We start from the raw sequence: 25,833 nt of genomic DNA on the forward strand, positions 1-25,833 counted from the left end.
TGCAAATTGTTTAGGAGGTTTTATGAGAAAGCCTGAAGTTCTTTCTCCTGCAGGGAACCTTGAGAAGTTGAAGTTTGCAGTTGACTTTGGGGCCGATGCAGTTTACCTGGGAGGTAAGCTCTTTAACTTAAGGGCTAAGGCGGGTAACTTTACCTTAGAAGAGATGGCTGAGGCCATTGAGTACGCCCACAGTAGGGGTGTTAAGGTTTACGTTACTCTTAACGCATTTGCAAGGAATTTTGACTTTAAGGCAATTGAGGAGTTTGTTAAGGAGGTTAAAGAGCTCTCTCCCGACGCTTTTATAGTCTCAGACTTGGGAGTCCTTTCAACTGTTAAGGAGGTAGCTCCTGAGATTGACGTTCATATAAGTACTCAGGCAAACGTTACAAATTATAGGGCTGTAAAGGTTTATAAGGAACTTGGAGCTTCAAGGGTTGTCCTAGCAAGGGAGCTCTCCATTCCCGAGATAAGGGAAATTAAGGAGAGAGTCCCTGAAGTGGAGATTGAGGTCTTCGTCCACGGTGCAATGTGTATGGCCTACTCTGGAAGGTGTCTCCTTTCCAACTACCTCTCATACAGGGAGAGCAACAAGGGAGCCTGTTCCCAGAGCTGCCGCTGGAAGTTCTACTTAGTTGAGGAGACCCGCCCAGGGGAGTATATCCCGATTGAGGAGGACTCAAGCGGGACTTACATCTTTAACTCTAAGGATCTCTGTGCCCTACCCTTACTTCCCCAGCTCATTGAGGCCGGAGTTGACTCACTGAAGATTGAAGGTAGGGTGAAGAGCTCTTACTACACAGCGATAACGACAAGCGTTTACAGGAGAGCCGTTGACCTTTTGGTTTCACAGGGGAAGGAGGCCTTTGAAGGGGAACTTCCGCTCTTAATGGAAGAGTTGAAAAAGGTTAGCCACAGGCCCTACACAACCGGCTTTTTAGACGGAAAGGAAGAAATCCTCCAGCACTACGAGTCAAGTTCCTACATAAGGAACTACAAATTCCTCGGAATTTACAGAGAAGGCTTCTGGGAGGTTAGGAATAAAGTAGAGGTTGGAGATGAGGTAGAAGTTTTTCTGCCGGAGGTTAAGAGCTTTACCGCCAAGGTTGAGAAGATAGAGGTTTTAAAGAAGGGGAAGCTCCAGGAAACAGCCTCAACAAACCCCAACCAGAGGGCAAGGATCTACTTTGATAGGGAGCTCCCCTTAGCAGAAAAGGCAATTCTAAGGAAAAGGGTAGGGGTTACGGCCGGGGTTTAGCCCCTCCAGCCGAACCAGCCTCTACCCCAGCCTCTTCCTCTACCTCTTCCCCAGCCCCTTCCTCCAAATCCAGGGCCTTTTCCAGCTCTACAGTAGCCCCAACCTCTTCCCCATCCTTGGGGAACGTCTGCCCTAACTACGTTCTCACTTCCACACTTGGGGCACTTAATCATCCAGCGGGGCTTTCCAAAGGGCTCCTCAAACTCATGTCCACAGTCAAGGCACTTAAATTTCCTCTTGGGTATTACTTCCATTGTTAGTACCTCCTAATTAAGGTTCAATTTAAATCTAATATTTTGAATTACTCTTTTCAACTTCTACCTGAGTTTAAAAGTTAACGCTGAAGAAGTGAGGGAAAGGAGTGCCAATATTCCGAGGGTTACTCCCTGGTAGGAGCTCCAAGTTGCTCCAACAATGACATTTCCTACAAGGGCAGAAGTGCCGGTTAAAAAGTGAAAGAGGCCGTAGTGGGTTCCCCTCTTTGCCCTTCCCGTTAAAAGGCCTACTGCAGACCTCTGTCCTGCGTCGGTTATCCCTGATGAGATTCCAAATAGAACCGCTGCTACTACCAGAAGGGCAATTGAGTTTGATAGGGAGAGTATTATCAAGTAGAGGGAGAAGAGAGCGTAGCCAATTGATAGGGCTTTAAAGGGAGAGGTGAGGTTTGAGAAGTTTTTAAAGAGGAGGGCAGATAGGGCGTAAATAAGGTTGTAGAAGGCGTACAGGAGGAGGGCTGAAGAAGAACTTCCTGTGATTTCCTTTCCTTTTAGGATGAAGAACATAAATGAGATGTAGGAGAGGGAAAATAGGGTTGAAGCAAGTAAAAATCTCTTAAAGTAGGGGCTCTCTACTTTGACTTTTAACTTCTTCTTTAGCTTGACTTTTGGTTCTTCAATTAGGAGGAGCAGGGGAAGGCTTAGAAGGGATAAGAGAGCTCCGAAAATTAGGGCTTCCCTAACCGGAACTTTTGATATTAAAAAAAGGGCAAACAGGGAGCCGGCAAGAGCTCCGAACGTATCAAAGGCCCTGTGGATTGAGAAGTTCCTCTCAACTTTTCCTGAGAGGGAGAGGATTGCATCCCTTGGGGCTGTTCTGATTCCCTTTCCCAACCTCTCTAAGGAAGAGAAAATTACAACTTGAGAGGGGCTGTTTGAGAAAGGAATCAGTAGTTTAAAGAGGGCTGAAACTCCGTAGCCTGCAATTACAAAGGGCTTCTTCCTGTTGAACCTATCAGAGAGGTAGCCTGATAGGATCTTCAGGAAGTTTGATACTGCTTCCCTGAGACCTCCGAGGAGGCCTACAGAAAGGGCTCCCCCTCCGAGCTCCGTGATAAAGAGGGGAAGTAGAGCCCCCATTAGCTCCGATGAAGTATCGTTTAAGAAGGAGACTGCAGAAAGTATTAAGAGGTTTTTACCTAAGGAGCTTTTTAAGGTCATCAAAGAACCCTGGATATGACGTTGATACTGATTCTACCTCATCTATCTCAACAGGTCCTTCAGTTATTAGTGAAGCAACTGTAAAGGTCATTACGATCCTGTGGTCTCCAAATGAGCAGACCTTACCCCCTTTAAGGGGAGTTTTACCCCTTATTACCATTCCATCGGGGAGTTCCTCAACGTCTGCACCTATGTTTCTCAGGTTGGTTACTGTGCTCTTTATCCTGTCGCTCTCCTTAACCCTCAGTTCCGAGGCGTCCTTTATTACAGTTTTCCCTTCAGACTGAGTTGCAAGGAGTGCTATTACAGGTATTTCATCTATGAGTGTTGGGATTTCTTCTCCACCAATTTCCGTTGCCTTAAGGTTTGGTGTGTACCTTACAACTATATCCCCTACCTCCTCTCCAGAAGTTTCCCTCCTGTTTACAACCTCAAAGTCTGCTCCCATTCTCTTAATAACTTTTAAGATTCCAGTTCTTGTAGGGTTTAAAATAACTTCCTTAAGGAGGACTTCAGAGTCGGGGGTTATTAGAGCTCCAACTATAAAGAAGGCGGCAGAGGATATGTCCGCCGGAACTGAGATTTCAAGGTCTTTCTCAAGTTCCCTGTTCTTCCCGAGCTTTACCGTTAAACCTTCCTCTATTACATCAACTCCAAAGGCCCTTAGCATCCTCTCTGTGTGGTCTCTGCTCTTTGCAGGTTCAGTTACTTCAACCTCTTCGTCTGTAAACAGGCCTGCAAGGAGTATTGAGGACTTTACCTGAGCTGAAGCCTTAGGGCTTTTGTACTTTATCCCCTTAAGCTTTTCTTTTCCTATTATTGTTAGTGGAGGGTACTTCCCTCCTTCCCTTCCGTAAATTTGAGCTCCCATCATCCTTAGGGGAACTGCAATTCTGTCCATCGGGCGCCTTCTTAAGTACTTATCACCTGTTAAAACAGAGTAGAAAGGTTGACCTGCTAGGATTCCTGAAATGAGCCTTATTGAAGTTCCTGAGTTTCCAAGGTCTATAACGTTGAAAGGTTCCTTTAGGGAACGTTTACCCCTTCCCCTTACTAGAATCTCATCACTTCTCTTCTCTATATCTGCTCCGAGCTCTAAAAAGGCCTTTAGTGTGTTTAAACAGTCCTCTGAAGGAAGGAAATTTTTAATAATGACTTCGCCCCTGTTTATTGAGGATAGCATTATGCTCCTGTGGGAAATTGATTTGTCTGAAGGGACTCTCAGTTCTCCCTTTAGCTTCTTTCCTTTAAGGTGAAAAACTGCCATTTTTACCTCACGAAAGCTACTTTGTTGAGTGAGTTTAGGTACTCTTCAATTCCCCTTGCTATTCCCTTTGCAATCTCTTCCTGATACCACCTCTTAGTTAACCTTCTTCTATCAAGGGAGTTTGTTAGGAAACCGCTTTCAATCAGTACGGCTGGCCTTCCGGGGGTTTTAAGGACTACTATGTTCCTGTGCATGTCCTTTATTCCATTTATTAGGTCGTCGTTAACTTGGGCCTTGAGGTTGTCCACAATGTATCGGGCAAGGCGGGAGCTCTCGGCAAAAGTGACGGTTGTTGCCATGTTAATCAGCAGAGGGCTTATACTCCAGCACATAACGTCGCTACACAGCTTAACTCTCTTTGCAACCTCCTTTGCAGTCCTTTGGGCCTTTGCAAATAGACTTGGTGAAGCCTTAAAAACTGTTACTCCGCTCCACTGAGGGTAGTTTGGCATTGAGTCGGCATGGATACTTACAAAGGCATCTGCACAGGACTTTGCAGCGATTTCAGCCCTTTTAAGTAGGGGAACGTAAGTGTCCCTCGTTCTAGTCATGACGACCTTTATGTCGGGGGATTTCCTGAGGTACTTCCTTACCTTTAGGGCTATTGAAAGGGTAATGTCCTTTTCCCTTATCTTTGGATGTTTTGAGCGTGGGGGCCAAACGGCTCCAGGGTCCTTACCGCCGTGGCCCGGGTCTAGAACTACAATTCTCTTTGGAAACTTCCTAACTTGACAAGATATCGGGACGAACTCGGGAAAGACGTCAATTACTATCCTAAACGGTTTACTTCCACAGGAACGGAGTCCAAAAATTTTAAACTTATGGCTTTCCTTAAAAGTTACTTTAACTTTTGTTCTGCTTGAGGTGATTGGGATTACTTTAACTTCTGAAACTAAAGGGCTTTTAATTCTCCTTGTAAGTTTTCTTACAGCTCCTGTATTCCTAATATCAAGCCAGAGCACCTTGCCTGATAAGTGCTCCTTTATGTTTTTCCTATCTACTTCCCCTTTGCAGTCAAGTACTAGCCTTGTCCTATCAGTTGTATTTGAGTACCTGATTCTATATATGACTGCCCTCTTCCTAGCTAGAGCTTGGTACGGGATACTTGACATGAAAATTGAGCCCAAGAGGGTTTTTAGGAGCTCTCTCCTGCCTTCCATTCCTCTCATACCCCAGACTTGTTGTCTTCATTCTATCAACTATTTTGCAGACTAGATATATAATTAATAACCGAGGTAGAAAATACACAAACAGGAGGGAGAGGATGGTTATTGAGGTAAAGCCACAGGAAGTTGACTACGATGCACTTGCTTTAAGGGTTTTCTTAAAGGCCCTAGAGCTTATAGGAGGTCCTAGGAAGCTCTTTGAGTACAGGAACTTAACTTGGGTTCCGAGCCTCATGGAAGCTGCTTATGCCGTTGTTCTTAAAAATGAGGCATTTAAGACAGAAGACGAGATTGCTGAGTTTATAGGAATTACAAAGCAGACAGTAAGGAACATGTTATCGGCAGATCCAGAGCTTGTTATGATGAAGCTCCAAGGGGAACTTGAGGGGAAAGAGGTCAAAGTTCATACTGCCGGCGGTTTGGCAAAGCTTGCATACGAAGAAGTTAAGAAGGGTAACGACTACATTGCCTTTGTTGCTTCCGTCTGTGAAGACTATGTTAAAAAGCATATGGAAACTGCTGAAACCTGTCCCGATATAGGTTTAGTATGGCCCGTTTACGTTCTTAAGGCAATTAAGGGAATGGACTTTCCAGTTGACGAGAGTAAGAAAGAGGAACTTAAAAAGCGTTTAGAGAACGTGAAAGTTAAGGATGTTCCTGCAACTGAACTTATTGAAAGGATAGAGTTTCCGATTAAAAGTCCAGCAGACCTTCTTCACAAACTTGCTGAAGCTGTAAAGAGTAGGGGTTAGTTTTGGTTAGGGCTGATGAGGTAAAGTTAAAGCAGTTTATAGCTGAAAGGTTAGGTATTCCTCTCCAGCTTTTAAAAGGCGATAACTGGGAGGAGGAGCTTATAAAGAGGAAGGTAGTCTCTGAAGAGAAGCTCCTCTCCCTCCTTTCTGAGTTCTTCGGAGTTCCCTACGTTGACCTAAGGAAAGTAGAGATACCTTCTGACGTAATAAAGATCGTTCCAAGGAGTACAGCTGAAAAGTCCCTGGTGATTCCATTTGAGAAGAAAGGCCCAGTCTTAAGGCTTGCTATGGCAGATCCTTCAGACGTTCAAACGAGGGAGAGAATCAGGTTTACTACGGGCTTTAAAATTCAGCCTTACGTTGCTCTTCCCTTCAGAATAAAGGAGAAGTTGGAAGAGGTTTACGGTAAAGCTGAGGAGGAGTTCTTCTCAAAGTTAAAGAGTGAAATCCTAAAAGAGAGTACTTCCTCTAAGGAAGAAGGGGAACTTGAGGAAATAACAATTTCTTCTCAAGTAATCTCTCTTGATAACTTAAAGAGCCTTGCCAATCAGGCACCCATTGTAAAACTCGTTAATGCCCTGATAATGGAGGCTTTAAAAAAGGGAGCCTCTGATATTCACATTGAACCTTTTGAAAAGGAGTTAAGGATTCGCTACAGGATAGACGGTGTCCTCCATGAGGTTGGAAAGTATCAGCCCAGCATTAAGGATGCTGTTGTTGCCAGGATAAAAGTCTTAAGTGGTCTTGATATAGCTGAAAAGAGGCTTCCTCAGGATGGTAGAATGAAGGCCAAGTACCAGGGGAGAGAGATAGACTTTAGGGTTTCAACCGTTCCTACAATTTATGGAGAGAAAGTTGTTTTAAGGATTCTTGATAAAGGCTCTCTCAAACTTGACCTTTCTGAGCTTGGCCTTGAAGATAGGGAATACGAGCTCCTTAAAAAAGCAATATTTTCTCCTTACGGAATGGTTCTCGTTACAGGTCCTACCGGTTCAGGTAAGACAACTACCCTTTACTCTTGCCTCTTAACAGTTAATAGGCCTGAAGTGAACATAATGACCGTTGAAGATCCTGTTGAGTATAACCTCTACGGGATAAACCAGGTACAGGTTAACCCTGAAATAGGCCTTACTTTTGCAAGGGTCCTGAGGGCCTTCTTAAGGCAGGATCCCGATATTATAATGGTTGGAGAGATTAGGGATACTGAAACTGCAGAGATTGCAATTGAAGCTGCCCTTACAGGGCACTTGGTTCTATCAACCCTTCATACAAACGATGCTCCGAGTACTGTAACAAGGCTTGTTGATATGGGGATTGAACCTTTCTTGGTTTCTTCATCTGTAATTTTAGTTATAGCTCAAAGGCTTGCTAGAAGGATATGTCCTTACTGTAAGGCCCCTTATACTTACCCCGAGGAAGTTTTACTTGAGGTAGGTTTTACTCCAGAGGAGATAGAAAAGTTACAAACTTACAAAGGTATGGGATGTGAAAAGTGTGACTTTACCGGTTATAAGGGTAGGGTTGCCCTCTATGAGGTTATGGAGGTTGTTCCAGAGATAAGGGATGCAGTAGTAAAGGGTAAAAACGCAGATGAGATAAGGAAGATTGCTAAAAAATACGGAATGAGAACCCTTAGGGAAATTGGGAAAATAAAGATAGCAAAGGGAATTACGACTCCTGAGGAAGTTCTTAGGGTCACTAGGAGCTATTAATGAGGGGACTCGTTGGTAAGAGGAAACTCCTAAGGATCTTTATAAGCCTTGAGGATAAGTTTAAGGGAAAACCCCTTTGGGAGTATATACTTGAACTTGTAAAAAAGGAAGGTCTTGCAGGTGCTACAGTCTTTAAAGCCGCTGCAGGTATAGGGGCCCACTCTGAGCTTAAAACTTTTAGTGTCTGGAGATTGTCTCAGGACCTTCCAGTCGTTATAGAGATAATAGATAGGGAAGAAAAGGTGAGGGAGCTCTTAAAAGTTCTTGACGAAGTTATAGAAGAGGGTCTGGTTGTTCTTGAGGATGTTGAGGTTATAACCTACAGGCACAGGGGGAAGTAGTGCAGATTGGGACTGTAGAGCTTGGAAATAGGCCTGCTGTTATCCTCGTTCCTAACTGGAATAACCTAGAGAAGGAGCTTGAGAGAGCAAGGGATTTGAGAATTGACTTAGTTGAGGCAAGGGTTGACTTAATGGAGAGGGAAAATATAAAGGAAAACCTTGACCTTATAGCCGATTACGGGTTCTACTCTGTTTTAACCATTAGACCTACTTGGGAGGGAGGAAGTTATAAAAGTTCTGAAGGGGAGAGGTTGGCGCTTTTTGAAGAACTTATTCCTCACCCAGCTGTAGGTTGTGTTGACGTTGAGTTAAGGGCAGAGATACTACCTGATGTAAGGGAAATTGTTAGAAGTGAAGGGAAGAAGCTTATAGTTTCCTACCACGACTTTAGGAGGACTCCTGATAGGGAGGAAATAGAAGGGGTTTTTAACGGGGCAGTTAGTAAGGGAGCCGATATTGTAAAGCTTGCCTTTATGGGGAACAGCCGTAGTGATGCTGCAAGAGTTTGTTCGGTAATGGCTGACTTTTCCCACCCAAAAATCTTCATGGTAATGGGTGAGTACGGCAAATTTACAAGGGTTGTTGGCTTTTCCTTCGGATCCCTTTTAACCTACACTTTCTTTGGAGAACCGGTTGCTCCCGGTCAGATTGAGGCTGAGACTTTGATAGAGCTCCTTATCCAGTTCTATCCTGAGTACAGGAGAGAGAGGGAGAAGTTTTTAAAGGGAGCTCTCCTTTAGTATAATCCCAAACTATGGAACCGAAAGCTTTTATCTACACTTCAGCGGTCCTCTATGGAGTATCTGCTTTTCACTACCTCCTCTATCTTCTATTTAGGAAGGAGAAACTTGCAGTTGTCGGCCTCTATTCTGCCCGTTTTGGTTTCCTTACAAACCTCTTTGGTCTCCTCTTAGAAGTTTTTAATGGAGGAACTGTAACTCTTTTTACTCCTAAAGGAGCCTTCCTAATCTTTTCACTTACCCTAGTTAGCGTTTTCCTCTATTTCTCAACTAAGCATAAGCTCTCGCTTTCAGGTGCATTTTTGATGCCCTGGGCCACTCTCTTTTCAATTCTCTCTTGCGTCTCCTCTGGAGCTCCAAAGACAGAACTTCCAGTAGGTATAGTAGGAGTTGTTCACATAGTCTCAGCCTTTTTCGGCTACAGTGCTTTTATGTTTTCGGCCATTCTCTCTGTTATATATCTAATCTTTGAGAGGCACTTAAAGAGGAAGAAGTTCTCTATTTTCTTCTTTAAGCTTCCTTCTTTAACAAAACTTGAAAGTATTATCTACACCTCAATAACCGTCGGGTTTGTATTTATAACTATTTCCATGTTCGTTGGAGCCGTTTGGAGTGAGGAGCTCTTTGGAACTTACTGGAGCTGGCACCCTAAACAGGTTGCAACTCTCATTTCCTGGTTTACTTACGCCGGAATAATCCACCTTTACCTCTATGGAAACTGGAAGGGAAAAAGAATTTGTTATTTAAGCATTTTAGGATTTTCTATAATACTTCTAAACTTTCTGGGGGTGAATCTCCTTTCAAAGAAGGACGTTCACTCTTTTAAGGGGTAGAGATGGGAGATTTAAAGCTCTGCTGTTTGGGTCTCAGCCATAAAACGGCTCCTGTATCTGTAAGGGAGAAGTTCGCCTTTAAGGGGGAAGGTTTAGAAGAGGCCCTTTTGAAACTCAACTCAATGGAGGGAGTTGACGAGTGTATGATCCTCTCAACCTGTAACAGGGTTGAGATCTACTTTACTTCAAGGAGCGCCAATCCTTTCAAGGATCCCATTTCCTTCCTTCAGGAGGTAAAGGGAGCAACCCTTGATGAGCTTAACTCCTTCTTCTACAGGAAGGTTGATAGAGATGCTGTTCGCCACGGCTTTTACGTTGCTTCAAGCCTTGATTCCCTCGTTGTTGGGGAGCCTCAGATAGTGGGCCAGTTTAAGGATGCCTTTTTTACCGCTAAGGAGCTTGGAACTGTTGGAACCGTCCTGTGTCGCTTCTGTGAGACCGCCCTAAAGGTATCCAAGAGGGTAAGGACAGAGACAGGAATTTCAAAGAACGCTGTTTCAATAAGCTTTGCTGCAGTTGAGCTTGCAAAGAAGATATTTGGCGATTTAAGGGGCACAAAGGTTGCAATTGTTGGCGCTGGAGAGATGGCTGAGCTTGCAGTTAAGCACCTTATTACAAACGGAGCTAGCGACGTCTTTGTTGTAAATAGGACCCTTGAGAGGGCAAGGGCCCTTGCTGAAGAGTTTGGGGGGAAACCTTATCCCCTTACTGAACTCGCTAGCGTCTTAAAGCTTTCAGATATAGTAATAAGTTCAACTGGAGCTCCCGGCTACGTTATTACGAAGGACTTAGTTGAGGGAGCTCTAAAGAGTAGGGGAGGAAGACCTATTTTCCTCATAGATATTGCTGTTCCAAGGGACATAGAGCCTGAAGTAGATTCCCTTGACGGAGTTTACCTCTACGACATAGACGACCTTCAGCAGGTAGTTGAAGCCAACATTAAGGAGAGGTTGAGGGAAGCTGAGGTAGCAAAAGAAATTATTGAGGACTACGTTGAGCGTTTCATAAAGTGGATGAGGGAGTTAGAAATTGCTCCCCTTATCGCCGAACTTAAGCAGAAGGCCGAGGAGATAAGGAGGGAGGTTCTTGAGAAGCGCCTTCATAAGCTCAACTTAACTCCTGAGCAGGAGGCTGAGGTAGAGAACATAACTAGGATAATAATTAACAAGCTCCTCCATCAGCCAATTACCAGCGTTAAGAAGAAGGCAGTAGAGGAGAGCCAAAATCAGGTTGTTCAAATCTTCAGGGAAATTTTCGGTCTTGGGAAGGAGTAAAGAATGAAAATAAGAATCGGAACTAGAAAGAGTAAACTAGCCCTTTGGCAGTCTGAGTGGGTTAAGGCCCAGATAGAGAAGAAGTTTCCCGACGTTGAAGTTGATCTGGTAAAGATAACCACCAAGGGAGACAAGATTTTAGACGTTCCACTTGCAAAAATCGGAGATAAGGGCCTCTTTACTAAAGAGATTGAAGAGGCAATGCTAAGGGGAGAAGTTGATATAGCAGTTCACAGCTTAAAGGACGTTCCGAGTAAACTTCCCGAAGGTTTGAAGTTGATAGCCTATTCGGACAGGGAAGACCCGAGGGATGCATTCCTCTCAAACGGTAAGTTTACCCTTGAAACTCTCCCTCAAGGGGCAGTGGTTGGGACGAGCTCCTTAAGGAGAAAGGCCCAGCTTAGGATTTTAAGGCCCGACGTTCAGATAAAGGACTTAAGGGGAAACGTTGACACAAGGATAAGGAAGTTAAAAGAGGGAGAGTACGACGCCATTATCCTAGCCGCAGCCGGTGTTAAGAGGCTCGGATGGGAAGAGGAGATAGATGAGGTCCTCTCCCCGGATAAGTTTATTCCCTCTGTTTCTCAAGGAATTTTGGGTATAGAGGCTAGGGAAGGAGATGAGGAGATAGAGAGGATTGTGAGGGAGGCCATAAACTCCTACGAGAGTGAAGTTGCAGCTACACTTGAGAGGGCCTTTTTAAGGACTTTGGAAGGTGGATGTCAGGTTCCTATGGGGTGTTATGCCATTGTTAACGAAGATAGGGTTCACGTTAGGGCTTTCATTTCAGACCTTGAGGGTAAGTTCTTCCACAGGGAAGAGGGAGTTTTTAGTTTTAAAGACTTGAAAGACGCAGATAGAATTGGAGTCTCAATAGCCGAAAGGTTATTGAGTGCAGGCGGAAGGGAAATTCTGGAAGAGCTCCTAAAATGCCAGTAAGGTTTTTTATCTCAAAGGAGCTTTCACAGGAGCAGGAAGAGAGGTTAAAGGAGGCTGGGGTAGATTTCCTCGGCCTTTCCCTTATAAAGACGGTTCCGGTTGAATTTGACGTTTCTGAAGTTCTCTCCTTTAGGCCTGAGTACGCTATCTTTTCCAGCAGGAACGGCGTAAAGTTCTTCTTTAGTAGGGTTAAACCTGAAAATTTTAGAAGTGTGAAGTTTATCTCAGTTGGCTCTTCAACGGCGGCAGAGCTCTCAAAACTTGGCTTTAATCCGGTGATTCCAGACAACTTTAGTGCAGAGGGTTTGGTTGAACTTTTAAAAGGTGGGAATCTAAAGGGGAGGAGCTTTTTAATCGTTAGACCTAAGAAGGCAAGAACCCTTTTAAAGGATTTCTTATTAAGTAAAGGGGCTAACGTTTTAGAGGTTGTAACCTACCAGACCCTTCCAAACTTGGAAGTAAAGGATAAAGTTTTAGGCTTTTTCTCTGAAAAAGTTGACTACGTTGCCTTTACCAGCCCTTCAAACTTTAAGGCGTTTCTTAAGGTTCTTCCTAGAGGTAAGGAAGTTTTAAGTTCTGTTAAAATAATACCGATCGGCCACGTGACGGAGAAGGCAATTAAAAAGGAGGGACTTTCTCCTTTGCCGCCTCCTAGTGAGTATACCGTTAACGGGATTATTGAGAAGCTCCTTTCACTTGAAAAAAATTCTCAAATCTCCTAATTTTTCTCAAAATATTTCTCTTTCTACCGATAATCTTATTAGAACCGTAGGAGGGGAGAGCTTTGAAAATAGACGGATTATCATCTGAAGTTTTAAGGCTCCTTTACGGAGAGAAGTCTGAAGTTAACAGGGAAGGGAAGGCTGAAAGGAGGAAAAGTTCTTCCCAGGACATTTCCGTTGAGATCTCAAAGGAAGTTTTGAACCTTTCTCCTCGGGAGATTTCAAGGGAGAAGGTTGAGAGAATAAAGGAGGCCATAAAGAGCGGTAACTATGAGGTAAACCCCCACAGGATCTCTGAGGCTCTAATTAGGGAGATTTTGGGAGACGACCTGTAACTTTGTAAACGTAAGCCAGTATCTTTGCCACCGCCTTGTAGAGCTGAGGCGGGATCTCCTTTCCTACGTCAACTTTTACCAAAAGTTCAACCAGTTCCCTATCTTCCAAAATAGGAACTCCGTTCTTCCTAGCCAGTTCTACTATTTTATCCGCGATTTTCCCCTGGCCCTTTGCAACTACTTGTGGAGCTCCCTTCCCCCTTTCGTACTTTAAAGCTGCTGCTTTTTTCTTCTCCATATTCTTAGTTTAACAGTTAAAATAGGGAAATACAAAGAGTTTGGAGGTAAAGGAATGAGCGTTAGGGTAAGGTTTGCTCCGAGTCCAACCGGCTTTATGCACGTGGGAAACGCAAGGACGGCCCTCTTCAACTACCTTTTTGCAAGACACCACGGTGGTAAGTTCGTTCTGAGAATAGAGGATACAGATGTTGAGCGCCACAACGAAGAGGCAGTTAAAGTTATCTACGAAGCCTTAAGGTGGATGGGCCTTAACTGGGATGAAGGCCCAGACGTTGGAGGTCCTTACAGTCCTTACAGGCAGTCTGAGAGGCTGGATATTTACAGGGAGTTTATTGATAAGTTAAAGGAAAAAGGTTTGGTCTATGAGTGTTTCTGTACCCAGGAAGAGCTTGATAGGATGAGGAAGGAACAGCTTGAAAGGGGAGAACCTCCAAGGTATACGGGAAAGTGCAGGAACTTAACCGAAGAGGAGAAAGAGAGGTTAAGGGCTGAGGGGAGGAAGCCGGTCTTAAGGTTTAAGGTCCCTGAGGATAGGGTTGTTAAGTTTAACGACCTCATTAAGGGAGAAATTGAGATAAGCAGCCGTCAACTTGGAGGAGACTTTGTAATAGTTCGCTCAAACGGAATGCCAGTTTACAACTTCGTTGTTGTCGTTGACGATGCCCTCATGAAGATAACCCACGTTATAAGGGGGGAAGACCACATATCAAATACTCCAAAGCAAATTCTCCTTTACGAGGCTTTAGGTTTTGAGCCTCCTCAGTTTGCCCACCTTCCTATGATTTTAGGTCCAGATAGGAGTAAACTCTCTAAACGCCACGGCTCAACTTCCGTTAGAGAGTTTAGGGAAAAGGGTTACCTTCCAGAGGCTTTTGTTAACTTCCTTGCGCTCCTTGGCTGGTACCCTAAAGATGGGAAAGAGATTCTCTCTATGGATGAGTTAATAGAGAAGTTTGACATAAAAGAAGTTAACAGCGCTCCGGCCGTCTTTGATACTACAAAGCTTAACTGGATGAATCAGGTTTACATAAGGAACTACCCTATAGATAAGTTAACGGACTTAATTATTCCTTACCTTGAAAAGGCAGGGTTTGACCTTTCCCAATTTGACAGGGAGTGGCTTGAAAAGGTTGTTGAGGTAACGAGAGAGTACTTTACAGTTCTATCTGATGCTCCTACTTATATGGAGGTTTTCTTAAAGGACGACTTTGAGGTTGAACCTCAAGCCAAGGAGTTTATCTCTGAAGATCCTAATAGGCTGAAAGTTATAGAGCTCTTCCTTGAGAAGTTGGAAAACTTAGAAGGGGAGCTGAGCTCCGATTCCTTTAAAAGGCTCGTTAAGGAAGTTGGGAAAGAGCTTGGAGTTAAAGGTAAGAACCTCTTTATGCCCATAAGGATTGGTTTAACTGGAAGGATGAGTGGTGTAGAGCTCCCAGTTTTAGTAGAACTCCTTGGAAAGGAAAGGGTTTTGAGGAGACTCAAGAATAGCCTTTCAAAAATAAAGTAAGAACTTTTGAGGGGGTGTTGTGTATAGGGAGTACTATACATATCAAGATTACCGAAACTGGAAAGGGGATTGGGAGTTAATAGAAGGTATGCCCTTTCCCCTTCCTCCTCTTTCATCTATTAAAGATCAAGTTCTAATTTTCAGGTTGATTCACCTATTAAGGGAAAGGATTAAGGGCTTTTCTGTTTTTTCTGAAGTCCAATGGGTTGTGAGGACAGATACGGTTCTTGTCCCTAGTCTTTTAGTTGTTGAGGGGGAGGTTGAACCTCCCATAACTATCCCTCCAACCGTAGTTTTTGAATTAGTTTCTCCCATTCTTTACCGTAGGGTTGAAAGCTATAAGTTCGAGCTTTACAGAAGGGAAGGTATTAAGTTTTATGGTCTTATTTATCCTCCGGTGAGGAAAATTAAAATTTATGACTTTAGAGGTCAACTTCCCCGTCTTCTCTTTGATGGAACTTTTGGAGAAGTTAGAATACCTTTAAGTAACGAATACGAGGTTACCTTAACGGTGGAAGAAGTCTTTGAGGAACTATGAAAGAAAAGCCAGTAATAGTTATAACTGGACCTACTGCTACAGGTAAAACAGACTTCTCAATAAAACTTGCAAGAGAAATCGGTGGGGAGGTAATCTCTGCAGACTCAATGCAGGTTTACAAGGGACTTGACGTTGGAACGGATAAGGTCTCTAAGGAAATTAGAAAGGAAATTCCCCACTACCTTATTGACGTTGTTGAGCCTACTGAGAAGTTCTCAGTTGCAGACTTTGTGAGGGAGGCAGATAGGGCTATAGAGAAGATTAGAAGGAAGGGAAAATACCCGATTGTTGTAGGAGGGACAGGTTTCTACATTAAGTCCCTCCTCTTTGGCCTTCCCCAAACCCCTCCATCGGATGAGAGGTTGAGGGAGGAGTTAAAGAAGCTTTCAGATGAGGAGCTCTTTAGCGAAGTTAAGAAAATCAGTCCGGAATATGCGGAGAAGGTAGGTTCAAAGGACAGGAAGAGGCTGATTAGAGCACTTGAAGTTTACAATCTAACAGGGAAGCCAATAACTGAGTTTAAACCTTGGGGGGATAAACCCAGATATCGGTTCTTGGGCTACTTCCTTTATAGGAACAGGCCCGACCTCTACAGAAGAATTGAGGACAGGGTAGAAAGTCAGGTTAGGAGGGGGCTTGTTGATGAGGCAAAGTGGCTTCTATCCCTTGGAGAGGACTTAACAGCCCTTCAGGCTCTCGGTTATAAGGAGATGGCAGGGTACATAGAGGGGAAGATGAGTTTAGAGGAGGCAAAGAGACTTTTAAAGAGGAGAACTAAGGAGTTTGCGAAGCGCCAGTTTACGTGGTTTAGGAAGGAGAAGGGCTTTAAGTGGGTAAACTTGTCTGAAGTTAGCCAAGAGGAGCTCCTTAAACAGATAAAGGAAGAGCTAAAGGAATTTGAGTAGCATATATTAAATGTTAAATAACGATACAAAAAGGGAGGAGTCATGAACCTTCAGGATGCTTACCTTAACAGACTGAGGAAGGAGAGGATTCCCGTTAGCATTTTCCTTGCTAAGGGAACTCGTCTTCAAGGAGTTATAACTTTCTTTGACCAGTTTACGATTTTACTTGAGAACGGCGGAACTCAGCAGTTAATCTATAAGCACTCCGTTGCAACAATCGTTCCTTCAAGACCTGTAAAGAACATTTTCCCAGAGCAGAAGGGCGAAGGTAATGGCTAAAACTATCCTCTTTGGAGGCCTCACTCCCCTTCACGAACTCTTCATAAAGGGAGCCGTAGAGGGGTTTGGTTATAGGGCTCAATTTCTACCAAATCCAGATAACGAGTCTTTGAGGGTTGGTAGGGAGTACTGTAACAGAGGAATGTGCAACCCTACCTACTACACAGTTGGTAATCTCATAAAGTTCCTAAAAGAGAAGGCCTCTCAGGGAATTCCCGTGGAGGAAGAGTTTCTCTTCGTTACTGTAGGTGCCTGCGGACCTTGCCGCTTTGGAATGTATGAAACTGAGTACCTTCACGCCCTCAAAGAGGCAGGGTTTAAGAACTTTAAGGTTTCTATATTGAATCAGAGTGAGTTTTCAAGTGAAGGGGATTTTAAGCTAACTCCTTCTCTAGTCTGGGCCCTTGTAAAGGCAGTTTGGCTTGCAGACATTGTCAGGGACCTTGGCTATCAGCTCAGGCCTTACGAAGTTGAAAGGGGTAGTGTAGATAGGGAGATTGACCGAGTTAGTAGGGAGATATACGAAGCTCTAAAGGGTAGAGCAGGCGTTTTGGAGCTCTACTCCCTTTTAAAGGGTTTTAGGAGAAGGTTAGAAGCTATTCCTTTTGACTACACTAGGGTAAAGCCTGTTATTAGCGTTATAGGTGAATTTTGGGCTCATACTACGGAGAGTGATGGTAACTACCACATTCACAGGTGGCTTGAGGAGGAGGGAGCTGAGGTTCGCCCTGAGCCGGTTGCAGGCTGGATAGATTACCAGCTCTTCATAGAGACTGAGAAGATAAAGAGGCAGATGAAGGTTAAAGGATTTTCCTTTGACAGGTTAAAGAGGCTTTTAGCAGTTAGGGCTATGGCTTTTGTTTTTCGCTCCCTCTATCAGCTATTTAGAGCTCCCTTTTCATTTAGGCCTAAAGCCCTACCTTCCCAGAAACTCCTTTCAGAGCTTGCAAGTCCCTACTTTGACTACATGGTCGTTGGAGGAGAAGGTCACCTTGAGGTTGCAAAGCACGTTTACAGCGTAAAGTATAAAAAGGCCCACATGGTTGTTTCTGTTAAGCCTTTCGGGTGCATGCCCTCTACCCAAAGTGACGGAGCGCAGGTTAAAGTTCTCTCAGATTATCCGGACTCAATCTTCATATCTGTTGAGACCTCCGGAGACGGTGAAGTTAACGTAAAGAGCAGGGTTCAGATGAAGCTCTATGAGGCAAAGAAAGCTGCAGATGAAGAGTTTAAATCTCTCCTAAAAAATTTAAAAGTTAGTTACTCAGATTTTAAAAGCCTATTCTCCCTTCCAGAGTTTCAAAAACCCTTTATAAAACTTTCAAGTAACTTTATCGGAACAGCCTCAAGGGCCCTCTGGGCAAATAGATTAAAACTTAAATCCTCCTTAGAGACCGTAGAAGAGGTTCTTTAATGGACTACCTCTACCTTGAAAAGGTTACCTCAGAGATAGAACAATTCCTTAAAAAGGCGAGAATTTCTGAAGTTTACCTATCTGGAAAAAAGCTATCAATCGGTTTTGGGAGGTTTTACCTTAACTGTTACTTCGGCGTTCCTAACGCCTTTTTCCTCTCCTCTAATCCAATTACTCAGGAGAGATTCCCTCACCTTAATCCACTTAAGAGCTCTTACTTAAAAGAAATCTCTATGCCCTATAAGGATAGAGTTGTAGAGCTCTCCCTCGTTAAGATTCTCTCCCCGACCCAGTTTGAAAAGTACTACTTAGTTTTAGAGATTACTGGGAAGAACGCAAACCTTTTCCTCCTTGATTCTGAAAGGAAGATTAAGTTCATGTTGAGGCCTACTTTGAGCTCTGTTAGGGAGCTCTCCCTGAAGGAAGAGTATCAGCCTCCTCCCCTTGATAAGAGGCCCTTTGAAGAGCTCTCATTTGGCCAAGTTATCCCAGAAGGTATAGAGAAGAGCTTGTATAAGTACGCTCTCTTTTTATCTCCTTTAAACTCAAGGGAAATTGCGGCCATTTACAGGGAAGTTGGGGACTTGAAGAGAGCTTACCAGCTCTTTATGGAGAGGCATAGGAACTCTACTTCAGCCTATCTCTACTACAAAAACGGTAAGCCCGCTTACCTAACTACTTTCCCTTACCTAAGTTTGTCCGGCCTTGAGTGTAAGGAGTTCTCGGGAGAGCTCCCCTACAGCAGGGCTTGGGAGGAGTTCTACAGAGAAAAGGCTTTAAAGGGAGAGGTTGAAAGTCTAAAGGCAAGACTTATTGAGAGGTTGGAGAAGAGGAAGAGAGCTCTCTTAAAGGAACTCTCAAGCTTAAAAGGAGAAGAGGAACTCTTAAGGGAAGCAGAAGAGAAGAGAAAGTTTGGAGAGCTGTTAAAAGTTAACCTGCATAAGGTTAGGTCGGGAATGGAAGAGGTAGAGGTTTACGATTTTGAAAGGGGAGAAAAGGTTACTGTTCCTTTAGAACCTTCTCTTAGCCCTCACAGAAATCTGGAGTTCTACTTTAAAGCTTACAGGAAGTTAAAGAGGAAGGCAGAAGTTTCTTCAGAGAGGAGAAAGGAAATTGAGAGAGAACTCTCTTTCCTAGAGAACTTAACTTCTGTAATCTCTTCTCTTGAGGACCTGGAGAAGTTAAGGGAGCTATCCGGTGAGTTTTCAAGGAAAGATAACGTTAAAAACTCTCTTTCATTTAAGACCTTTACGCTTCCAACTGGGAAAAAAATTATAGTAGGAAGGAGTGCAAGGGAAAATGAGCTTATTTCACTTAAACTCTCCAACCCTTGGGACTTGTGGTTTCACGCTAAGGACGTTCCCGGTTCCCACGTGGTACTTAAGTTAAAGAGGGGGGAGGAACCTACCAAAGAGGATATTCTCCTTGCTGCTTCGGCTGCAGCTTACTTTAGTAAGGGAAGGAACTCTGGAAAAGTTCCTGTTGACTATACCTTAGTTAAGAGGCTCAAGAAGCCCCCTAAGAGTCCGGTCGGTTTTGTTACTTACTCTGGGGAAAAGACTGTTTGGGTGAAGCCTGAGGCCTTTGAGGAAGTTTTAAAGCCCCCAAAAGAGGGGGCTGAGGAAGTTCCTATTGGGAAGAAACGATAACAAAGGAAGTTATCAGAACTATGAGGATGTATATTCCAAAAACTCCGTAGAGAAGAAGCGTCTTAATTGGGCTGTTTTCCATTGTCCCCTCCTTCAATAGATGCTTTTAGAGCTCTTAGCTCAGCTTCAAACCTATCTCTGTTTATAAAGATAACAACGTAGTGGCCTACGAAACCTTTGAGTGCAAACATTGCACTTAGGATAAAGAGGAGCCTTGAGATAAAGTGAGCGGTAGTTCCCGGTTCAAAGTAGACCTTCCACAGGTATAGAAGGGGAAGGATTAGAGCTCCACCAAAGATTAGGAAGTAGGTAAAGAGGTTAGGCTTTAAAAGGGAAATTTCCTCTTTAAACTCCTCCCTTATAAACTCCTCAATTTCCTTCCAGCTCTTTCCTTCTTTCTTTAGCTGGCGGGCCTTGTCAAGGAGCTCTCTCTTGCCCTTTAAAAACTCTTCCTTTAAGCCTATGATTCCGGTCATCTACCGCTCCTTAAAAGGTTAAGGGAGCCCTTAGGCCCCCTCAAATTTAGACTTTGCAAGTGCATATGTAGCGTAGGCTACAAAAACCCACCAAACGAAAGATATTATAAGCCACATTCTTCATTACCTCCCTTTTAGTATTCTGCTCCTTCAAGCTCTCTCTTGATTGATTCGGGAGAGATCTTGAAGAGGAACATCTTGTAAACCCAAGCCTGGTAAGCAATTACGATTGGTGTGAAGATTAATGCTGCAACGAGCATGACCGTTAGTGTAAGGTGGCTTGAAGCACCGTTGTAGATTGTGATGGAGTGTTCAAGTCCAAGGCTTGAAGGAACTGCAAGGGGGTAAGCTCCAAACATAACTGCAAAACCAGCAAAGAGGAAAGTAAGTGTTGAGAAGAGGAAAGCTTTAGCTCCATTTACTGCCTTGACTGCAAGGAGCCAGCCTACGGCAGATAGAGCAGCAAGAACGATAAGAACGAGCTCTATTACTGGGAATCTGAAAAGTGCATGGTGGAGAACACCGTTGCTGTCAATCATGCTTGCAATTTGCTTGAACATATCAGGTGGAAGTTGGAGGTACTTTTGGGCAAGTTCAGGATTTTCTACTTTGAATGAGATTGTGTAGGCAAGGCCTGTGCAGACAACGTACATGATTACAAAGGGAAGCCATACCTTTAAACCTATGTTCCTTGCCCTTTCAGCAATACTTCCTTCAGTTTTCCACAGGAGCCATGAGACTCCGTGCATTATTATGAAGAGAACTGTTGCAATTCCAACGAGGATTCCAAAGAGTCCGTGGAAAGTAAATGGATTAACGAGGTTAATAAAGCTTATCGGGAACTTCTCAGCGTAAACGAACCCGAGGAGTTCATTTCCTTCAATTGCCATGTTCTTAATTGGAAGGCCTGCAAGGATGTTTCCAATAGCGACTCCGATTAAGAGGGCAACGACGAAGGATGACCAGAAGATGCTCTGATCCCAGAACTTCCTCCAGCCTTCACTCTCCTCTTTACTCCTGAACTCAAAGGATACCGCCCTGTATATTAGGGCAAGTAAAACTACAAAGAGGGCTATGTAGAGAGAGCTAAATAGAGCTGCGTAGAGCTCGGGGAAAGCAGCAAAAGCTGCACCGCCTGCAGTGATGAACCAAACCTCGTTTCCGTCCCAGACGGGACCTATTGCGTTAATGTTTACTCTTCTCTCAATGTCTGTCTTTGCTACGAAGAGGTGGAGGATTCCCACCCCAAGGTCAAAACCGTCTGTAACTATATAACCGGCAATTAGTATAGTAACCAGTATCGCCCAAATAGTCTGTAAGTCAAAGTGCATAATCCACCTCCTCCATTAGTAAAGTTCTGCTTCTTTCTCTGGTCCTTTTGTGGCGAACTTGGCAAGCAGGTAGAAGTCTGCGATTGCAAGTCCGGTGAAAGTAAGGGCGAAGAGGATGTAAGTGATTATTACCTCAACGTTTGTAAGTGGTGAAACGGCTTGGGCTGTTTTAAGTCCGATTTCAGGCATAAGGATTTTTCCGTAGTCATCGGTGAGAGGGTAGACTATCCAAGGCTGTCTTCCAACTTCAGCTGTTGCCCATCCTAACCAGCATGCAATGTATGGAAGGGGAAGTGAGTAAAGGGCAACCTTCAAGAAACCATTAGCGTTCTCAAGGTCTTTGTATTTCATAAGTCCCCAGATGAAGAGGAGCACAAAGAAGAAGCCTAAGTAAACCATTATGTGGAATGCCCAGAAGACGAAGTTTACAGGTGGAATGTAGTTTCCTGGGCCAAACTTTGCTTCAAACATCTTCTGAAGTTCCTTTGCTCCAAGGAGCTTACCGTTAAAGTCGTGGGTTGCAAGGAATGAAAGGAGTCCTGGAATTGGAAGGGGAATCTCAACTACGTTCTTCTGGGCTTTTTCGTCGGCCCATGCTGCAAGGAGGATTGAGGCTCCTTCCTTTGTTTCCCAGAGGGCTTCCATAGCAGCAAGTTTTGTAGGCTGGGTTTTAGCTACTTCGTGAGCGTGAATGTCGCCGATGATAACTTCACCTACTGAAGCTATGAGTCCGAAGATTAAAGCTATGTAAGCAGACTTTTTGAAGAATTCAACGTTCTGTTTTTTGAGGAGGTGGTAAGCACTTACAGAGAGGACGAAGATTGCAGAAAGAACCATTCCTGCAGTTGCAGTGTGCCAGAACTTAACGTCTGCAACTGGGTTAAATACGACTGCCCACCAGTCGGTCATAACAGCTCTTTTACCGGCTGCTGCCATTTCAACTTCTGCTCCGGTTGGGTGCTGCATCCAGCCGTTAGCAACTAGAATCCAGAGAGCAGATAGGTTTGAGCCGATAGATGAAAGCCACGCAGCAAGAAGGTGAACGGCCTTTGGAACCCTGTCCCAACCAAAGAGGAATACTCCCATGAAGGTTGACTCCATGAAGAATGCAAGGAGACCTTCAATGGCAAGTGGAGCTCCAAAAATGTCTCCAACGAACCTTGAGTAAACAGACCAGTTCATACCGAACTCAAACTCGTGAACCAGACCTGTAGCAACTCCGAGGGCGAAGTTAATAGCAAAGAGCTTTGACCAGAACTTGGCCATGTCCCTGTAGATCTCTTTGCCGGTTGCGTAGTGGAGAGTTAACATAAGTGCAGATAAGGTTGACAGCCCTAGAGTTAAAGGAACGAAGATAAAGTGGAAGAAGGCTGTCATCGCGAACTGCAGTCGCGATACCAGTAGTACGAAGTCCATTGTGGCACCTCCCTTAAAGGTTTAAGTGTTGTTCTACCTTCCTTTTAGAGTGTTTTTCCAAACAGTGATTATATCAAAATAGACCGAGTTCTCTAAGTTTACGAAGTTTAAATATTTAAAATTTTCTAAATTATCTCAGTTCCTATACCTTCTTGAGTGAACATTTCAAGTAAAATTGAGTGTTTTACCCTTCCATCTATTATGTGTGCCTTTTTAACTCCCCCCGTAAGGGCAATCTCACAGGCTTTAACCTTTGGAATCATTCCTCCAGATATAGTTCCGTTTGAGATAAGCTTGCTGAGCTCTTGACGTTTAAGGCTCTTTATGAGTTCCCCTTCCTTATTTTTGATTCCCTCAACATCGGTTAACATTATCAACTTTTCGGCCTTTAAGGCCGCTGCCATCTCGCCGGCTACAAGGTCGGCATTTATGTTGTAGGCTTCAAAGTCCTCGCCTATTCCGACGGGAGCAATTACAGGAATAAATTTAGACTCTAGAAGTCTGTTTACAATATCCGGGTTAACCTTCTTTACCCTCCCTACAAATCCCAGGTCTATTATCTCCGGCGCATTTACCTCCTGTAGGTATTTAACGTGGTCTATTTTCTCTGCAACTATTAAGTTTCCATCTTTTCCTGAAAGACCTACAGCGTTGCCTCCGTGGGAGTTGATCAGCTTGACGATTTCCTTATTTACTTTTCCAACTAAAACCATTTCAACTACGTTCATAGTCTCTCTATCAGTTACTCTCATTCCTCCTACAAAGCGGCTCTCTATGTTGAGTTTTTTAAGGAGTTCTCCTATCTGCGGTCCCCCTCCGTGGACTATTACGGGGTTTATTCCTACATACTTGAGTAAAACTACGTCCTGAGCAAATCCTTCTTTTAGGTCTTCGTTAATCATGGCGTTTCCGCCGTACTTAATGACTACCGTCTTCCCGTAGAATTCCTTTATGTAGGGAAGGGCTTCTAAGAGAGTTGTTACCTTTTCTATCATCTTTTCCACTTTTTCCTCCTCTTTAGGGTAAGATTGGAGTAATTTTAAACCTGAAAGTTCAAGGAGGTTAGTTTGGACAGGGTCGTTGTCGGGATAACGGGAGCAAGTGGTTCTATTTACGGTAAGAGGCTTGTTGAGGTTCTAGTGGCAAACTCTTACCGGGTGGACTTAATCTTCTCAGAAACGGGAAGGAGGGTGTTTGAGTTTGAGACTGGAGTTTCAGTTGATAAGTTTGTAAATTCCCTTCCAAAAGACCTGGTTAACCTCTACAGACCAGATGACCTCTTTGCTCCTCCATCAAGCGGTTCCCATCAAGTTAAGGGGGCCGTTGTTATTCCCTGTTCGGCAGGGACTCTCGGCCATATAGCTTCTGGTTCAACTGTTAACCTTATTCACAGGGCTGTGGACGTAAACTTAAAAGAGGGTAGACCTGTTATCCTTGTCTTCAGGGAAACTCCTATTAATAGAATACACGCTGAGAACATCTTAAGAGTTATTGATTCTGGAGTTACCGTTCTTCCGGCATCTCCCGGTTTTTACAGTAAACCTAAAGGAGTTATGGAGCTCGTTGACTTTATAGTTGAGAGGGCTTTGAGGCTTCTCCTTAAGAAGGAGTTTGGGTTGATTAGGAACTGGGGAGCTCCTTAAGGAGTTTTGACGTTGAAAATGGAATAACTTCCTCCAAGTTCTCCTTTCCTAGTAGGAGCATTAAAAGTCTATCAAACCCCAGTGCAACTCCTTCACATTTAGGAAGGGGTTTCCTCTTTAGTAGTTCCAAAAACCTCTTATCCAATGCACAAATTCCCTTCTTTTCAAACTTTTCCCTGTAGCTTCCGTAGTCCCTTAGCTCTGTGTAACCGTTTGCAAGTTCAACTCCCGCGATGTAAAGCTCAAACCTCTGGGCAATTCCGTTCTCTACTTCAGCCATTGCAGAGAACTCCTCCGGATATCCAAACAGGAAAACAGGGTGCGGAAGTTGAGCCAGTTTTGGCTCAACTCTATCTACTAAGAGCTTAAAGAATGCACCTTCGTAGTCTTTTTCTCCGGATATCTTTATGACTTGTTCTCTATCAAGTACGTTAACGCCTGCAAATTCCTCAAATGCCTCTTTTACGCTTATCCTTTTAAATTCCTTTAGGCTTGTTTTATTTCCTCTAAAAGTGATCTCTTTAACCCCAAACTCTTCAGCTCCCCTTTTAACTATCTCCTCAGTTTCTTCCATGCCTTTTTTAAAGTCTTCTCCAACCCTGTACCATTCAACCATAGTAAACTCTACCTGGTGGAGGGGAGTAATCTCTCCGCTTCTAAAAACTTTTGTAATCTGAAAGATTCTCTCTGCCCCCAACCAAATTAACCTTTTCATGAAGAATTCGGGGGATGTATGGAGGAACCAGGTATGCTTTTTCCCTTGGAAGTCTTTAAACTCGGTCCTTACGTTTTCAACGTTGTTGTCAGGGTTACAGTAAGGTATTAAAGTGGGAGTTTCAACTTCGGTAAATCCCCAGCTTAAAAAGAGCTCCCTTATACTTTCCTTTAGTCTATTTCTGGCTATAATGGTTTCTAACATCCTAATTCTCCGGAGAACCTTTTGAGAGTAGGAATAATATCGGATATTCACGCTAATATCCACGCCTTAAAAGAAGTTGATAGAAAGCTAAAGGAGGAAGGAGTTGATGAAGTTTGGTGCTTGGGGGATACTGTAGGTTATGGGGCCTTTCCAAACGAGTGTCTTGATTGGGTAAGGGAGAACTGTAGTATCGTTCTACTTGGAAACCACGAGCTTGTAGTTCTTGGCTACTATGATGAGAGTCTTTTAAACGAATATGCTGCGGCCTCACTTATCTGGACTAAGGAGAGGTTGAAAGCAGAAAACGTTGAGTTTCTAAAGAAACTCTCGGTCCAGCACCTAACCGACTGTTGCCAGCTGGTCCACGATACACCAGAAAGTCCGGGGAGCATGAAGTATATCCTTTCAAAAAACGATGCTTACTATGCCCTTTTGAAACAACTAAGAAGCCTATGCTTTTTCGGTCATACTCATATTCCAGCGGCTTACCGTCTTTGGGGACCTGAAGTTGACAAGGTTTCTGCTAATCCCCTTTACGTAAGGGCAGGAAGGTATCTAATTAATCCCGGTAGCGTCGGTCAGCCGAGGGATAAGGATCCGAGAGCTTCCTTTGGGATATTTGACCTTGAAAGTAAGAGTTTTAAGCTTTATCGGGTAGAATACAACTTTAAAGTTGCAGCGAGGGAGATTTTAAGGGCAGGGCTTCCGGAATTCCTTGCAGCAAGGCTGGTTTTGGGGGTTTAG

The 25,833-nt window shown here is 43.9% G+C and carries 28 protein-coding genes; 18 read left to right on the forward strand and 10 right to left on the reverse strand.

Annotated elements, in window-relative coordinates; genetic code table 11:
- The first annotated feature begins 22 nt into the window (after positions 1 to 22).
- On the forward strand, positions 23 to 1,255 hold the full coding sequence (locus C7457_RS02020; protein WP_121169772.1) for a peptidase U32 family protein: 1,233 nt from the start codon (positions 23 to 25) through the stop codon (positions 1,253 to 1,255).
- Here the strand turns inward: C7457_RS02020 and C7457_RS02025 are convergent.
- From C7457_RS02025 to C7457_RS02040, 4 genes are all read right to left on the reverse strand, one after another.
- Positions 1,252 to 1,509 carry an FmdB family zinc ribbon protein gene (locus tag C7457_RS02025; RefSeq protein ID WP_121169773.1) on the reverse strand — a complete coding sequence of 86 codons (258 nt, stop codon included), beginning with the start codon at positions 1,507 to 1,509 and terminating at the stop codon, positions 1,252 to 1,254. The genes C7457_RS02020 and C7457_RS02025 overlap by 4 nt on opposite strands.
- A 63-nt stretch (positions 1,510 to 1,572) precedes the next feature.
- Positions 1,573 to 2,691 carry an MFS transporter gene (locus C7457_RS02030; RefSeq protein WP_121169774.1) on the reverse strand — a complete coding sequence of 373 codons (1,119 nt, stop codon included), beginning with the start codon at positions 2,689 to 2,691 and terminating at the stop codon, positions 1,573 to 1,575.
- Positions 2,666 to 3,958 carry a 3-phosphoshikimate 1-carboxyvinyltransferase gene (gene aroA / locus C7457_RS02035; protein WP_121169775.1) on the reverse strand — a complete coding sequence of 431 codons (1,293 nt, stop codon included), beginning with the start codon at positions 3,956 to 3,958 and terminating at the stop codon, positions 2,666 to 2,668. The genes C7457_RS02030 and aroA overlap by 26 nt, the downstream gene beginning before the upstream one ends.
- Positions 3,959 to 3,960: 2 nt before the next feature.
- Positions 3,961 to 5,118 carry an N-acetylmuramoyl-L-alanine amidase family protein gene (locus tag C7457_RS02040; protein WP_121169776.1) on the reverse strand — a complete coding sequence of 386 codons (1,158 nt, stop codon included), beginning with the start codon at positions 5,116 to 5,118 and terminating at the stop codon, positions 3,961 to 3,963.
- Between the two features lie 104 nt (positions 5,119 to 5,222).
- Between C7457_RS02040 and C7457_RS02045 the strand changes: the two genes are divergently transcribed.
- The 9 genes from C7457_RS02045 (at position 5,223) to C7457_RS02085 (ending at position 12,772) form a co-directional block, all read left to right on the forward strand.
- Positions 5,223 to 5,876, forward strand: a complete 654-nt coding sequence (locus C7457_RS02045) for a bacterio-opsin activator (RefSeq protein ID WP_121169777.1) — start codon at positions 5,223 to 5,225, stop codon at positions 5,874 to 5,876.
- Between the two features lie 2 nt (positions 5,877 to 5,878).
- Positions 5,879 to 7,588, forward strand: a complete 1,710-nt coding sequence (gene pilB, locus C7457_RS02050) for a type IV-A pilus assembly ATPase PilB (RefSeq protein WP_121169778.1) — start codon at positions 5,879 to 5,881, stop codon at positions 7,586 to 7,588.
- The gene (locus tag C7457_RS02055) at positions 7,588 to 7,929 is read left to right on the forward strand and encodes a DUF190 domain-containing protein (protein ID WP_121169779.1); all 342 of its coding nucleotides are present in this window, start codon (positions 7,588 to 7,590) and stop codon (positions 7,927 to 7,929) included. Before pilB ends, C7457_RS02055 begins: the two co-directional genes overlap by 1 nt.
- Positions 7,929 to 8,669, forward strand: a complete 741-nt coding sequence (gene aroD / locus C7457_RS02060; protein WP_121169780.1) for a type I 3-dehydroquinate dehydratase — start codon at positions 7,929 to 7,931, stop codon at positions 8,667 to 8,669. Before C7457_RS02055 ends, aroD begins: the two co-directional genes overlap by 1 nt.
- Before the next feature lie 14 nt (positions 8,670 to 8,683).
- On the forward strand, positions 8,684 to 9,502 hold the full coding sequence (locus C7457_RS02065; protein WP_121169781.1) for a cytochrome C assembly family protein: 819 nt from the start codon (positions 8,684 to 8,686) through the stop codon (positions 9,500 to 9,502).
- 2 nt (positions 9,503 to 9,504) lie between these two features.
- Complete coding sequence (hemA, locus tag C7457_RS02070; RefSeq protein ID WP_121169782.1) at positions 9,505 to 10,776, forward strand: glutamyl-tRNA reductase; 1,272 nt, start codon at positions 9,505 to 9,507, stop codon at positions 10,774 to 10,776.
- Between the two features lie 3 nt (positions 10,777 to 10,779).
- The gene (gene hemC, locus C7457_RS02075) at positions 10,780 to 11,715 is read left to right on the forward strand and encodes a hydroxymethylbilane synthase (RefSeq protein ID WP_121169783.1); all 936 of its coding nucleotides are present in this window, start codon (positions 10,780 to 10,782) and stop codon (positions 11,713 to 11,715) included.
- Positions 11,706 to 12,437, forward strand: a complete 732-nt coding sequence (locus C7457_RS02080) for a uroporphyrinogen-III synthase (protein WP_121169784.1) — start codon at positions 11,706 to 11,708, stop codon at positions 12,435 to 12,437. The genes hemC and C7457_RS02080 overlap by 10 nt, the downstream gene beginning before the upstream one ends.
- A gap of 62 nt (positions 12,438 to 12,499) precedes the next feature.
- A complete protein-coding gene (locus C7457_RS02085; protein WP_121169785.1) occupies positions 12,500 to 12,772 on the forward strand; it encodes a flagellar biosynthesis anti-sigma factor FlgM in 273 nt (90 codons plus the stop codon).
- On the opposite strand, the gene C7457_RS02090 is transcribed toward C7457_RS02085, so the two are convergent.
- Positions 12,744 to 13,010: an EscU/YscU/HrcU family type III secretion system export apparatus switch protein gene (locus C7457_RS02090; protein WP_121169786.1), complete on the reverse strand. Its 267-nt coding sequence runs from the start codon at positions 13,008 to 13,010 to the stop codon at positions 12,744 to 12,746. The genes C7457_RS02085 and C7457_RS02090 overlap by 29 nt on opposite strands.
- Positions 13,011 to 13,064: 54 nt before the next feature.
- Between C7457_RS02090 and gltX the strand changes: the two genes are divergently transcribed.
- Genes gltX through C7457_RS02120 form a run of 6 tightly spaced genes read left to right on the forward strand, consistent with a single transcriptional unit; the run spans position 13,065 to position 19,304 of the window.
- Positions 13,065 to 14,519, forward strand: a complete 1,455-nt coding sequence (gltX, locus tag C7457_RS02095; protein WP_121169787.1) for a glutamate--tRNA ligase — start codon at positions 13,065 to 13,067, stop codon at positions 14,517 to 14,519.
- 19 nt (positions 14,520 to 14,538) lie between these two features.
- Complete coding sequence (locus tag C7457_RS02100; protein ID WP_121169788.1) at positions 14,539 to 15,057, forward strand: Uma2 family endonuclease; 519 nt, start codon at positions 14,539 to 14,541, stop codon at positions 15,055 to 15,057.
- A complete protein-coding gene (gene miaA / locus C7457_RS02105) occupies positions 15,054 to 15,962 on the forward strand; it encodes a tRNA (adenosine(37)-N6)-dimethylallyltransferase MiaA (RefSeq protein ID WP_121169789.1) in 909 nt (302 codons plus the stop codon). The genes C7457_RS02100 and miaA overlap by 4 nt, the downstream gene beginning before the upstream one ends.
- Before the next feature lie 42 nt (positions 15,963 to 16,004).
- Positions 16,005 to 16,241 (forward strand): RNA chaperone Hfq, encoded by a 237-nt coding sequence (gene hfq, locus C7457_RS02110; protein WP_121169790.1) that lies wholly within the window; start codon positions 16,005 to 16,007, stop codon positions 16,239 to 16,241.
- A complete protein-coding gene (locus C7457_RS02115) occupies positions 16,234 to 17,655 on the forward strand; it encodes a hypothetical protein (protein ID WP_121169791.1) in 1,422 nt (473 codons plus the stop codon). Before hfq ends, C7457_RS02115 begins: the two co-directional genes overlap by 8 nt.
- Positions 17,655 to 19,304 (forward strand): Rqc2 family fibronectin-binding protein, encoded by a 1,650-nt coding sequence (locus C7457_RS02120; RefSeq protein ID WP_121169792.1) that lies wholly within the window; start codon positions 17,655 to 17,657, stop codon positions 19,302 to 19,304. Before C7457_RS02115 ends, C7457_RS02120 begins: the two co-directional genes overlap by 1 nt.
- Before the next feature lie 62 nt (positions 19,305 to 19,366).
- Here the strand turns inward: C7457_RS02120 and C7457_RS02125 are convergent, their stop codons facing one another.
- From C7457_RS02125 to argB, 4 genes are all read right to left on the reverse strand, one after another.
- Complete coding sequence (locus C7457_RS02125) at positions 19,367 to 19,780, reverse strand: hypothetical protein (protein WP_121169793.1); 414 nt, start codon at positions 19,778 to 19,780, stop codon at positions 19,367 to 19,369.
- A 134-nt stretch (positions 19,781 to 19,914) separates the two neighbouring features.
- Entirely contained in the window at positions 19,915 to 21,111 is a 1,197-nt protein-coding gene (gene cydB, locus C7457_RS02130) for a cytochrome d ubiquinol oxidase subunit II (protein WP_121169794.1), read from the reverse strand.
- A 15-nt stretch (positions 21,112 to 21,126) separates the two neighbouring features.
- Positions 21,127 to 22,527, reverse strand: a complete 1,401-nt coding sequence (locus C7457_RS02135; protein WP_121169795.1) for a cytochrome ubiquinol oxidase subunit I — start codon at positions 22,525 to 22,527, stop codon at positions 21,127 to 21,129.
- Between the two features lie 125 nt (positions 22,528 to 22,652).
- Positions 22,653 to 23,531, reverse strand: a complete 879-nt coding sequence (argB, locus tag C7457_RS02140; RefSeq protein WP_121169796.1) for an acetylglutamate kinase — start codon at positions 23,529 to 23,531, stop codon at positions 22,653 to 22,655.
- Between the two features lie 63 nt (positions 23,532 to 23,594).
- Between argB and C7457_RS02145 the strand changes: the two genes are divergently transcribed.
- Entirely contained in the window at positions 23,595 to 24,170 is a 576-nt protein-coding gene (locus tag C7457_RS02145; RefSeq protein ID WP_121169797.1) for a UbiX family flavin prenyltransferase, read from the forward strand.
- On the opposite strand, the gene C7457_RS02150 is transcribed toward C7457_RS02145, so the two are convergent.
- On the reverse strand, positions 24,148 to 25,089 hold the full coding sequence (locus C7457_RS02150; protein ID WP_121169798.1) for an amino acid--tRNA ligase-related protein: 942 nt from the start codon (positions 25,087 to 25,089) through the stop codon (positions 24,148 to 24,150). The two genes, C7457_RS02145 and C7457_RS02150, sit on opposite strands and share 23 nt — an antisense overlap.
- Positions 25,090 to 25,110: 21 nt before the next feature.
- Between C7457_RS02150 and C7457_RS02155 the strand changes: the two genes are divergently transcribed.
- Entirely contained in the window at positions 25,111 to 25,833 is a 723-nt protein-coding gene (locus C7457_RS02155; protein ID WP_121169799.1) for a metallophosphoesterase family protein, read from the forward strand.

The sequence above is a fragment of the Thermovibrio guaymasensis genome (assembly GCF_003633715.1).
GTDB lineage: Bacteria > Aquificota > Aquificia > Desulfurobacteriales > Desulfurobacteriaceae > Thermovibrio > Thermovibrio guaymasensis.